Below are 11158 nucleotides of genomic sequence, written 5' to 3' on the forward strand. Positions count from 1 at the left end.
TCCCTGACTGAGCTGATTTCTAAAATCAGCTTAAAAAAAGCGTTTCAGAAGTAAGCCCGCACACATTGGTGTATCCTTCCCTGTAAATTCCCCGTTTTCAGAGTTATTTGTCATGAAAGAAGTCGAAAAGAACGAAATTAAACGCCTGAGCGACCGTCTGGATCTGATCCGCCATCAAATGGCTGGCCTCTCCCTTGTTGATTCCGCCGAGAAATATGCCGAGCTGGAAAAAGAGTCCGTGAAGCTGGAGGCGGAAATTGAGCGCCTGCGCGATGTGAAAGGCCAGAAGCTGAGTAAAGAGGCGCAGAAGCTGATGAACATGCCGCATCGCCGCGCGATCACCAAAAAAGAGCAGGCCGACATGGGCAAGCTGAAGAAAAGCGTCCGTGGCCTGGTGGTGGTGCACCCGATGACTGAGCTTGGCCGCGAAATGGGCCTGAAAGAGATGACGGGTTTTAGTAAGACCGCGTTCTGATCGCTCTCCCCTGCCGCTGCGCAGGGGAAACTCAGTTGTAAATCAGGTTAAACGTGGCCATCGCATCCGCTTTTCCCGCCGTTACGTTCTCTTCCGTCTGAATGTAATGCGCATCAAACCAGAAGGTCTGCGTCTGGTTATCCCCCACCTGGCCAAGCGCTGACACCTGAGGGGTGTTCCACGATACCACCTGCCCCTGAACCGAACCGGTATTGTCACCGTAAAGCAGTTCGATCCCGACACCGCTGGCGCTATCCTCCTGCTTCGTCAACGCCAGCGCCCGATCGTTGCCCGGCGTGGTATCGCCAAAGAAACCCATCTTAACCGCCGTGTTATTTTCACAGGTCACCGGAATGCTGAAGCGTCCGCCTCCGGCACGGGAGCCGATGCCGTGAAATTCACGCTGGCTCACGCTCCCCATGGGAACAAGAATGCTGCGAGAGCCCACTGAACAGCTGGTACGCCTGACGGTGAAGCTGGCGAGATGGATCTGTACCGGTGTCGCCACGTTGGTGGCGCTGGCTTGATTTTCTCCCGCCTGCAATATCAGCGAGCCGACATTTTGCTCCTGGGAATTGGCGTTATCGTCAGGCATGGCGCTGGTCGTCGGGATTTTGTAAAACACCACCCAGAACTGCATTTTGTACGTTGAGGCGCTGGCAAAGGCGGGGTTTTGCGATGCGTCGCAAATGCGCCGGGACTCATTGCCATTCACCTGACTTGTGCCGTCAATATAGCGTATCGCATCGGCGCCGCAGTACTGCTGCTCGCGAAACCCGAGCGCGTAGCCGATGCCGTCAATCTGGGTTTTGTAGACGTGCCGCGACGCACCGTCTTCACCCACCACGGTGCCGACGGGGTTATCCACGTCGACAAAGCCGATACTACGCCAGGCATCATTCCCGCCATCACAGCTGTAGAAATCTGCCCCGGTAGACTGTATCGGCGCAGATATCGGCGTCCAGTCAGCCGTGCCGGGCGCATACCCAATGGCATAAGGCACCTGAACGACCCACTGATCGCGCGTGGTGCGGCAAGGTGAAGTCTGAGCATGGGCATGAAAACTCAGCATGCCAAAAAGCGAAAGAAGGCTCAGATAGAAAAACCAGTGAATAAAACGACGCATGATATTCCTCTAATGGCACTCAACGGACAGCGTGGCGATACCGGGAGCCATATGAGCTTTCCCCAGTCTGAAAGGTGTCTGGCATTGCTGCTGCTCCCCGTTTTCATACCAGGTGACGCGCAGGGTGCCGCGCTCTGGTACCCCGCTCAGGTAGGCCTGACCGCCGTCAGCGACCATGCTTCGGTTTGCAGAATGGCGGTTCTGCTCCACCACTTCAGCCTGCGCGCCAAACGGCAACGGTTCGCCGTGGTAGCGCAGGGAAAACAGAACGCGATAACCAATGTGGGTTGTGTAATTGGCCAGCACCACCGCGCCGCTGGTGGGAATGAGCGTCAGACCGCTTTGCTCAATGTCGACGTTCTCACCCAGCGTCGCCGTATCAAGGCTGACGGTATTTTTGCGATACGCCGAGAGCGTTGGCATGACCGCATAGCCGCGGCTGTCGGTATGGATCCCGTTGTAGCCCTCCGGCTCAACGTTCGCCGCGCCGGGCACGCGCAGCAGGGCGACGGTATCGCCCAGCGGCTGGCTAAGCGTGACGCCATACTGCGTGGCGATAACGCCTCCGGCGAGTCCAAGACTCGCGTTGCTACCGTTTCGGCTGTGGTCATAACCGAGGCTGACGTTGCCGTAGCCACCGTTGTATTGCAGCGCCAGGCTGGTGCTGTCGGCCTCTCCCTCACTGGTCTTACTCTGCTGAACGCTGTAATTCAGGTTGCGGTTCGCCAGCGCGCTGCCGTTGAGCGACACCTGCTGCGTGGTCATCCCACGATTGTTGTGGTTGGCGTAGTAACTGACCGAACTGCCCGGCAGCCAGTTGCCAAGCGGAACATTGACGTTAAACGACACGGTGCGATCGGGATGCTGCTCAAGCGCTGAGTCGGTGTAGTCATACCCCGCGCCCCAGGAAATACCCCGCCAGCTGGTGTACCAGCCAATGTGGATGGTTTTATCCTGCCCGGACGTATGCCAGTAATCCTGCATCCATGCCGAGACGCTGAGGCTGCCGAACTGACCCAGCGTCTGTGAAAAAGTGACCTGCGAGCGGCTACGGCGATTATTGAGTTGCAGCTGTTGGCTGTCAGACTGATTCAGTTCACTAAATTCGTAGTAATTGCGCGAGGCATAGCGATAGCTCGCCAGGTTGAAGGCGGTGCCGGTAGCGCTGAAATCTTTCTGGTACTGAATGCGCCACGCCTGCCCCATCGCGCTTTTGCCGTCGGGTAAACGGCTTTTTGCCAGCGTATCATCAATACCCAGCGAGCCAAATGCGCCAAACCCTCTGCCTACGCCAATTGCACCGGCCTGATAGTTGCTCGCCGTACGAAAGCCGCCATACACCGTCATCCTGGAGAGCAGACCGTAGAAGAAAGCGCCTTCAACAAATTCGGGCGAACGCGCATCACCGGAGCCGGAGTGAAATCGTCCTGCATTGAGACTGTATTTCAGGCTGCCCTGGCGTCGCATAAACGGCACCGCAGAATAGGGCTGGGTAAAGACGCGCGTTGAGCCGTCACTTTCCGTGACCGTAACCTGTAGATCGCCACTTTGTGCGCCCGGGAACAGATCGTTAATGATAAATGGCCCGGCGGCCACCCAGGTTTCATAGATCACATAGCCATTTTGCGAAACGGAGACTTTAGCGAAGCTGTGTGCGACGCCGCGGATGGTTGGTGCGAAGCCGCGCTGGCTGTCGGGCAACATGCTTTCGCTTGATGAGAGCTGTACCCCGCGAAACGCCACGCTATCGAAGACGTCGCCTGCGGTCCAGGCATCGCCGATCCGTAGCTGGCTGTTAAGACGGCGAATATCCCGGGTCAGCCAGCTACTTTGCGACTGAAAATGGTCGCCGCCCGCGTCGCTGTAGCTCCAGGCCGAGGTGTTACGCAGCCGCCACGCCCCCAGATTGATGCCGTTACGCAGGCTCAGATAGCTGGATGTCGTGACCCCGCTCTGATGACGGGCCTGACCGCCCGACAGACTGTAATCAGTAAATGCCGCCGGGATACCATCGTCCCACTGCGACTGCGGCACGTAGCCACGGCTGCGGTGTTTCATTGCCGCCTGCGGCAGGCTGAGAAAGAGACGCTGCTGGTTGAAATCATAAGAGGTTCGCGCTGCCGGAATAAAATCCTCGAGGTGCGTGAACGTTTCTCCCTCCTGCAACCGGGAGAATGCAGGAATGGCCCCTACATTTACGCCAAGCGCTTCCAGCAGCGATACGCTAAAAACGGGTTGCAGGCTGCCTTTCTCATTGACGAAGGTGATCTCCTGATGCCGCTCCTCGCGTCCGTTAATCTCCAGCGTCACGAGCCAGGTGCCTGGCATCTGCCCGCCCTTTTCAGAGAAATAGTGCAGATCCGCCGTTTTCTGTTCAGTAGAGGAAAGCTCCAGCGCGGCGGGATCAAAGTAATCCTCGGCCATCCCCGTGCGGCTGAAGCTAAGCAGCAACACCGAAAGCGGCGCGTAACGAAACAGGCGAAAAGGCATGGTCTTAAAGAGGCTGGGTGTGAGTGGCGGTGATGGCACCAAAATCATTAATAGCCGACCAGCTTACGCCCCCGGAGGCGGACACAGGCCATTCGCGGATTTCCCCTGGACCGATCATGCCCGGCTGCTCAATTTTATGCCCGCCAACGGACAGTCGATAAAAAGAGACGTAGTATGGCGTCGGGTTGGCGGCCTTAAGCCCTTTTCCCGTCCGCGAAAACGTTATTTTCTGCCAGGCAGTGGCAGCGTCCCCTTTAAGGTTGTCCGGGCGGTAGAAAATTTTAAATTTCGATTTAACGTTAACTTGTAATTCGTTGCTGCTCTCTTTTGGCTTTGGCGCAATCGCTTTAATATCGAGCCAGAATACAGATTCACGATCTGTGGGCAGCGGAGCGCCGGTATATTGAATACGCAGCGTGTTGGTCTGCTCCGGATCAAGTCTGAACAGAGGTGGTGTGACAATAAATGGCGCAGCGTTATTTTTATCCGGCCCATCGCCTTCAACCCACGACTGAATAAGATAGGGAACCGCACTTTCCATATTAGAAACAGAAAATGCCACCTCCTTGCTGTTTTGCGGGTATACGATCCGTGTTCCCCCCATTACAACGCCAGCGGAAACTGACGCAGAACTAACCATTAATGCAGTGAGCATAATATACGATAAACGTTTCATCATTATTATCTCTGGAGGTGGCTGACAGTGAAATCAGTTATAAACCATCAGGAAGTTGGATACGGCGTTAACATCGCCGGCGTTGATTTCCGTGCCATCTTTGTCAAGTGCGGCATAGAAAGTTAATTCAGCATTGCCTTCATCATCCGGTGCGGTTGTTTCAGATACCGTACCCGGTTTAATCGCGGTGCTGCGATCGCTGTTATAAAGCTTCACGCCGACACCCGTCGCCATACCTTCACCTGGCGTAACCTGAAGCAGTGTGTCATTCACCGTATCTTTGGTTCCGTCAAACAGTACCGCAACCGATTCAACCGTCTCCGGGCAGTTTTCCACGTTGATTTTGAACTCGCGCGGCGTCGTTTCGTTGTGATCGTCAAAGTAGCTTTTTGCCCACGCCCCAAGGTCTACCGTTTTGTTTTTAGAGGCCGGAGTAATATCACAGGAAATAAGGGTAATCTTCCCGGTAAAATTGATCACCCCGCCCGTACTTTGCGAACCCGCACCGGTATCCAGAGAAGCATTAACGCCAGAATCACTGCTTGCCAGTACTGATTGAGAAGATAACAGCAGCCCCGCCGCGGCAATCGCCAGCGCCACATTTTTGATTTTCATTTGGAACACTTTCCCCTCTGTAAATTAAACAGATATAGACTTGTTGTACCAGGTACAATAACCGCTATAAGGATTTAAAAACGCCACCGAAAGGTTTTTAGCAGAATGGGTGACGCGACCTTATAGAATAAAGCAGGGTCCATCCCATGGTGATAATCCGTATATTTTCAGAAGGCCATACACAGATATCCTTCAACTGAGGAATGACTTCTGGCCGAAAATAACACTGAATACGTTGTGGTTAGTAATAAATTTAAAATCTTCTGTTACGTTGCTTCTGAATAAATAGTAAATCAAATGCCTTTTAACGTCTACGCATTGAAAAGCAATATGCCGCGTCTGTAAACACTCAGAAATTAACACTCAGCTAACAAATTTAACCCCTTTCGATTGCCCTAATAATTATTAATCTGCTTTTAATACCGCAACTAAATTACAAGAGAGTTAACTGATCATTGTTTGATCAATTTATTTCAGAATATTATTAGCCAAAAAATGTCTGTTCAGCGCAAAATTCTTACCCTTTATCCTGAAAAACCACAATTGAACAGGATATTTCTTTATCGATCATCAATTGATCGTTTGTAATACACTGTTAAAATCTATATGTGAAATTTACCTTAATTAAAATTTTTTGCTACAGCTTAGATTTCGCATTTTTAACCAAAAAAAATTTTTATTTATAGGAAATATATCACTCTGCTCACACATATACAGCTTCTCAAAAACACAAATAAAACAAACAAACCTCATTAAATTCACGAAACATTATCACCTCTCCTTTTTATATAACCTCTTTTACGCGCCGTATCTGCTTAAAAGGCGAATGTAAGGCTCTCCACCTGACCACCGCTCCCAACGCACACGGTGATTTGATTTTGCGGGTTTGGTCCTACCAATCACGCACAAAGCTATCCATCGTTCACAATTTCGATGCTCCACTTCACAAAACAATTGCTGAATAGCAACACTTGGTTAACCATTTGTTGTCATTAACCCTACATCACAATATTGGAAGGACCACTTTTACACTAAGTGTGACGCAGAGATGAGCAGAGACTCACCCGACGAACACCTGTGTGGTCCTCAGGAGACCTGCATGAGCCTCTGGCAACAAAACTACGATCCGGCCGGAAATATCTGGCTGTCGAGCCTGATCGCATCGCTACCGATCCTGTTTTTCTTCTTTGCGCTGATTAAGCTCAAGCTGAAGGGCTACCTCGCCGCGACGTATACCGTTGCCATCGCCCTGATGGTGGCGTTGTTCTTCTACAAAATGCCGGTCGATCGCGCGCTGGCCTCCGTCGTCTATGGCTTCTTCTACGGACTGTGGCCGATTGCGTGGATCATCATCGCCGCCGTCTTTGTCTACAAAATCTCGGTCAAAACCGGGCAGTTCAACATTATTCGCTCGTCGATTCTCTCCATCACGCCGGACCAGCGTTTGCAGATGCTGATCGTCGGCTTCTCCTTCGGAGCATTTCTGGAAGGGGCGGCAGGATTCGGCGCACCGGTGGCCATCACCGCCGCCCTGCTGGTCGGTCTGGGCTTTAACCCGCTGTATGCCGCTGGCCTGTGCCTGATTGTGAATACCGCCCCGGTGGCGTTTGGCGCGATGGGCATTCCTATTCTGGTGGCGGGCCAGGTGACCGGGCTGGACAGCTTCGAGATCGGCCAGATGGTGGGCCGCCAGCTGCCGTTCCTGACCATTATCGTGCTGTTCTGGATCATGGCGATTATGGACGGCTGGCGCGGCGTGAAGGAGACCTGGCCTGCGGTGATGGTAGCGGGCGGTTCGTTCGCCATTGCCCAGTATCTCAGCTCCAACTTCCTCGGCCCGGAACTGCCGGACATCATCTCTTCCCTGGTGTCGCTGGTCTGTCTGACGCTGTTCCTGAAACGCTGGCAGCCGGTACGTATCTTCCGCTTTGCTGACATGGGCGCATCACACGTGGATCAGACGCTGGCGCGCACCGGCTATACCGCCGGACAGATTGTACGCGCATGGTCACCGTTCCTGTTCCTGACCGCCACCGTGACGCTGTGGAGCATTCCGCCGTTTAAGGCGCTGTTTGCCCCGGGCGGCGCGCTGTACGACATGGTGATTAATATCTCCGTGCCGTTCCTCGACAAGATGGTCGCCCGTATGCCGCCGGTGGTGCACGACGCCACGCCATATGCGGCAGTGTTTAAGTTCGACTGGTTCTCAGCCACCGGCACGGCCATCCTGTTTGCCGCTATCCTTTCCGTAGTGTGGCTGCGCATGAAGCCTGCCGCCGCGGTGCAGACCTTTGCGGCGACGATTAAAGAGCTGATGCTGCCGATTTACTCCATCGGCATGGTGCTGGCGTTCGCGTTTATTTCGAACTACTCCGGCCTGTCGTCGACGCTGGCGTTAGCGCTGGCGCATACCGGCCACGCGTTTACCTTCTTCTCGCCGTTCCTCGGCTGGCTGGGGGTGTTCCTGACCGGTTCAGATACGTCATCTAACGCCCTGTTTGCCGCCCTACAGGCCACAGCCGCGCAGCAGATTGGCGTCTCGGACGTGCTGCTGGTCGCCGCGAACACCACCGGCGGCGTGACCGGGAAGATGATCTCACCGCAGTCCATCGCCATTGCCTGTGCCGCGGTGGGGCTGGTAGGCAAAGAGTCGGATCTGTTCCGCTTTACCGTTAAACACAGCCTGATATTTACCTGCATGGTGGGCGTGATCACCACATTGCAGGCCTATGTCTTAACCTGGATGATTCCATGATAGTGATGCCCAGACGCCTGTCCGACGAGATTGCCACTCGCGTACGGGCGCTGATAGAAGAACAACAGCTGGAAGCGGGCATGAGATTGCCCGCCGAGCGTCAGCTTGCCGCCCAGCTTGGCGTGTCGCGCAATTCACTGCGCGAGGCGCTGGCGACGCTGGTCAGCGAAGGGGTGCTGCTGAGCCGTCGAGGCGGCGGCACATTCGTGCGCTGGCAGCATGACGACTGGTCCGAACAAAACATCGTGCAGCCGCTTAAGACGCTGATGGAAAACGACCCGGACTACAGCTTTGACATCCTCGAAGCGCGCCACGCCATCGAAACCAGCACCGCGTGGCATGCGGCGATGCGGGCAACCGAGGCCGACAAAGAGAAGCTCAAAGCCTGCTTTGAGGCCACGCAAAGCAGCGACCCGGACATCGCCTCCCAGGCGGACGTGCGTTTTCACCTCGCGATTGCCGAGGCCTCGCACAACGTGGTTCTGCTGCAAACCATGCGCGGGTTCTTCGACCTGCTGCAATCCTCCGTGAAGCAGAGCCGCCAGCGCATGTATCTGGTGCCGCCGGTATTTGCCCAACTGACCGAACAGCACGAGGCGGTGCTCAACGCCATTCTGGCCGGTGATGCCGAGGCCGCGCGCAAGGCGATGATGGCGCATCTCGGCTTCGTGCATACCACCATTAAACGATTCGATGAAGATCAGGCCCGACAGGCGCGTATTACCCGTCTGCCTGGCGAGAGTGATATTTCCAGGGAGAACAAAGCATGATTATTTCCGCAGCCAGTGACTATCGCGCCGCGGCACAGCGCATTTTGCCGCCATTCCTGTTCCACTACATTGACGGCGGGGCGTACGCCGAATATACCCTGCGCCGCAACGTGGAGGACCTGTCGGAAGTGGCCCTGCGCCAGCGCGTGCTGAAGAATATGTCTGACCTGAGCCTTGAGACGAAGCTGTTTAACGAGACGCTCTCCATGCCGGTGGCGCTTGCGCCCGTCGGCTTATGCGGCATGTATGCCCGCCGGGGCGAAGTGCAGGCCGCCGCCGCCGCAGATGCCAAAGGCATTCCGTTTACCCTTTCCACCGTGTCCGTCTGCCCGATTGAAGAGGTCGCCCCGACCATCAAGCGCCCGATGTGGTTCCAGCTCTACGTCCTGCGCGATCGCGGTTTTATGCGTAACGCCCTTGAGCGCGCCAAAGCGGCGGGCTGCTCTACGCTGGTCTTTACCGTCGATATGCCCACGCCCGGCGCACGCTACCGTGATGCGCACTCCGGCATGAGCGGTCCGAACGCCGCGATGCGCCGCTACTGGCAGGCGGTGACGCACCCGCAGTGGGCGTGGGATGTCGGCGTGAATGGCCGTCCGCACGATCTGGGCAATATTTCGGCCTACCTGGGTAAACCGACCGGACTGGAAGATTACATCGGCTGGCTGGCGAACAACTTCGATCCATCCATCTCCTGGAAAGACCTGGAGTGGATCCGCGAATTCTGGGACGGCCCGATGGTGATCAAAGGGATCCTCGATCCGGAAGATGCGCGCGACGCGGTGCGTTTTGGTGCCGATGGGATCGTGGTCTCTAACCATGGTGGCCGCCAGCTTGACGGGGTGCTCTCCTCCGCCCGCGCCCTGCCAGCCATTGCCGATGCGGTGAAAGGCGATATTGCGATTCTGGCCGACAGCGGCATCCGTAACGGGCTGGACGTGGTACGCATGATTGCCCTGGGCGCAGACAGTGTGCTGCTGGGCCGTGCTTACCTGTACGCGCTGGCCACCAGCGGCCAGGCGGGCGTGGCGAATCTGCTGAACCTGATCGAGAAAGAGATGAAGGTGGCGATGACCCTGACCGGTGCGAAAACAATCGGTGAAATCAGCAAAGACTCTCTGGTGCAGGAGCTCAGTAAGCTGCCTGCGGCGCTGGCCCCCCTTTCTCAGGGAAACGCGGCATGATCTCCCCCGGTTAGCCTCCCCTTCTTCCGCGCCCGGCTTTACCCTCGGGCGCTTTTTTTGTCGAAAATAACACCTGCGTAACATTCTGGATAAGAAAATTTGACACAGCCTGCCCTCCGCAATTGTATAGACAAGCAAATACAAGAACACAAAAACAACATCACATCGGAGGGGAACGTATGACGTATTCAGGTCGGGTGGATATTCAGCAGGTGATCGATGAGAGTCCTTTTTCAGGGTTTCACTGGCTTCTTATTGTGCTGGGCTTTCTGGTGCTGGCGATCGATGGTTTCGATACCGCCGCGATGGGTTACATTGCGCCTACGCTGTCGGCGGAGTGGGGAATACATAAACAGGATCTGGGGCCGGTGTTGAGTGCGGCGCTACTGGGGCTGTCGCTGGGAGCTCTTATTGCAGGTCCGGTATCGGACCGTATGGGACGCAAGCGCGTACTGGTCTTTTCATGCCTGTTCTTCGGCCTGGCGAGCCTGGGCACGGCCTGGGCGCAAAGTCTGAATACCCTGACGCTGTGGCGATTTCTGACCGGTCTCGGGCTGGGCGCCGCGATGCCTAACGCCATCACGCTGATCTCAGAGTTTGCCCCCCAGCGCTGCCGCGCCATGGCAATTAACACCATGTACTGCGGCTTTCCGCTGGGTGCGGCGGGCGGCGGGGCGATCTCGTCCTGGCTTATCCCTCACCATGGCTGGCGAAGCGTGCTGCTGACCGGCGCGATTGCGCCGCTGATTTTAACGGTGCTGCTGGCGCTGCTGTTGCCGGAGTCGGTGAAGTTTCTGGTGCAGCGCGGGAAAGACGTCGCGCAGGTTCGCCGCATCGCCAGCCGGTTCGCCCGCAGCACGCTGGATAGCGTCACGGGCTTTTTCCTGGCGGAGGAGAAGGCCGCGTCGAAAAAAGGCAGCGTGTCGCAGCTGTTTTCCATGCCCTGGCTGCCCGGCACCCTGATGCTGTGGGTCACCTACTTTATGGGACTGGTGATTTATTACGTCCTGCTGAGCTGGATGCCAACGCTGATGCAGGGGATGGGGTATGCGCTGGCGGAATCCGCC

At 55.8% G+C, this 11158-nt stretch carries 9 protein-coding genes; 5 read left to right on the forward strand and 4 right to left on the reverse strand.

Translation table 11 applies throughout. The features are described from left to right. Nucleotides 1-112 precede the first annotated feature (112 nt). Nucleotides 113-475, forward strand: a complete 363-nt coding sequence (locus HP459_RS16740; RefSeq protein WP_022649764.1) for a YibL family ribosome-associated protein — start codon at nucleotides 113-115, stop codon at nucleotides 473-475. Between the two features lie 31 nt (nucleotides 476-506). On the opposite strand, the gene HP459_RS16745 is transcribed toward HP459_RS16740, so the two are convergent. From HP459_RS16745 to HP459_RS16760, 4 genes are read right to left on the reverse strand one after another with little or no spacing between them, the layout of a single operon-like run. Further along, entirely contained in the window at nucleotides 507-1601 is a 1095-nt protein-coding gene (locus HP459_RS16745) for a fimbrial protein (RefSeq protein WP_023307173.1), read from the reverse strand. 9 nt (nucleotides 1602-1610) lie between these two features. Next, entirely contained in the window at nucleotides 1611-4091 is a 2481-nt protein-coding gene (locus tag HP459_RS16750; RefSeq protein ID WP_032626981.1) for a fimbria/pilus outer membrane usher protein, read from the reverse strand. 4 nt (nucleotides 4092-4095) lie between these two features. Beyond that, on the reverse strand, nucleotides 4096-4770 hold the full coding sequence (locus HP459_RS16755) for a molecular chaperone (RefSeq protein WP_171936511.1): 675 nt from the start codon (nucleotides 4768-4770) through the stop codon (nucleotides 4096-4098). Between the two features lie 30 nt (nucleotides 4771-4800). Further along, nucleotides 4801-5382 carry a fimbrial protein gene (locus HP459_RS16760; protein ID WP_003860173.1) on the reverse strand — a complete coding sequence of 194 codons (582 nt, stop codon included), beginning with the start codon at nucleotides 5380-5382 and terminating at the stop codon, nucleotides 4801-4803. 1099 nt (nucleotides 5383-6481) lie between these two features. Between HP459_RS16760 and lldP the strand changes: the two genes are divergently transcribed. The 4 genes from lldP to HP459_RS16780 all read left to right on the forward strand — a co-directional run. Then, nucleotides 6482-8137, forward strand: coding sequence for an L-lactate permease (gene lldP, locus HP459_RS16765; protein WP_171936512.1), 1656 nt, complete (start codon nucleotides 6482-6484; stop codon nucleotides 8135-8137). Next, nucleotides 8134-8907 (forward strand): transcriptional regulator LldR, encoded by a 774-nt coding sequence (lldR, locus tag HP459_RS16770; protein ID WP_023298877.1) that lies wholly within the window; start codon nucleotides 8134-8136, stop codon nucleotides 8905-8907. The genes lldP and lldR overlap by 4 nt, the downstream gene beginning before the upstream one ends. Next, nucleotides 8904-10091, forward strand: a complete 1188-nt coding sequence (gene lldD, locus HP459_RS16775; RefSeq protein WP_022649770.1) for an FMN-dependent L-lactate dehydrogenase LldD — start codon at nucleotides 8904-8906, stop codon at nucleotides 10089-10091. Before lldR ends, lldD begins: the two co-directional genes overlap by 4 nt. Before the next feature lie 179 nt (nucleotides 10092-10270). Further along, the coding region (locus HP459_RS16780) for an MFS transporter (protein WP_171936513.1) at nucleotides 10271-11158 on the forward strand (888 nt) is incomplete at its 3' end.

Origin of the sequence: Enterobacter sp. CM29, from assembly GCF_013179605.1 — a bacterium.
Classification (GTDB): Bacteria; Pseudomonadota; Gammaproteobacteria; order Enterobacterales; family Enterobacteriaceae; genus Enterobacter; species Enterobacter intestinihominis.

Bases quoted from the DNA above. Each gene is read 5' to 3' on its own strand.
- HP459_RS16740 (WP_022649764.1), top strand. From the start codon at position 113: ATGAAAGAAGTCGAAAAGAACGAAATTAAACGCCTGAGCGACCGTCTG.
- HP459_RS16745 (WP_023307173.1), bottom strand. From the start codon at position 1,601: ATGCGTCGTTTTATTCACTGGTTTTTCTATCTGAGCCTTCTTTCGCTT.
- HP459_RS16750 (WP_032626981.1), bottom strand. From the start codon at position 4,091: ATGCCTTTTCGCCTGTTTCGTTACGCGCCGCTTTCGGTGTTGCTGCTT.
- HP459_RS16755 (WP_171936511.1), bottom strand. From the start codon at position 4,770: ATGATGAAACGTTTATCGTATATTATGCTCACTGCATTAATGGTTAGT.
- HP459_RS16760 (WP_003860173.1), bottom strand. From the start codon at position 5,382: ATGAAAATCAAAAATGTGGCGCTGGCGATTGCCGCGGCGGGGCTGCTG.
- lldP (WP_171936512.1), top strand. From the start codon at position 6,482: ATGAGCCTCTGGCAACAAAACTACGATCCGGCCGGAAATATCTGGCTG.
- lldR (WP_023298877.1), top strand. From the start codon at position 8,134: ATGATAGTGATGCCCAGACGCCTGTCCGACGAGATTGCCACTCGCGTA.
- lldD (WP_022649770.1), top strand. From the start codon at position 8,904: ATGATTATTTCCGCAGCCAGTGACTATCGCGCCGCGGCACAGCGCATT.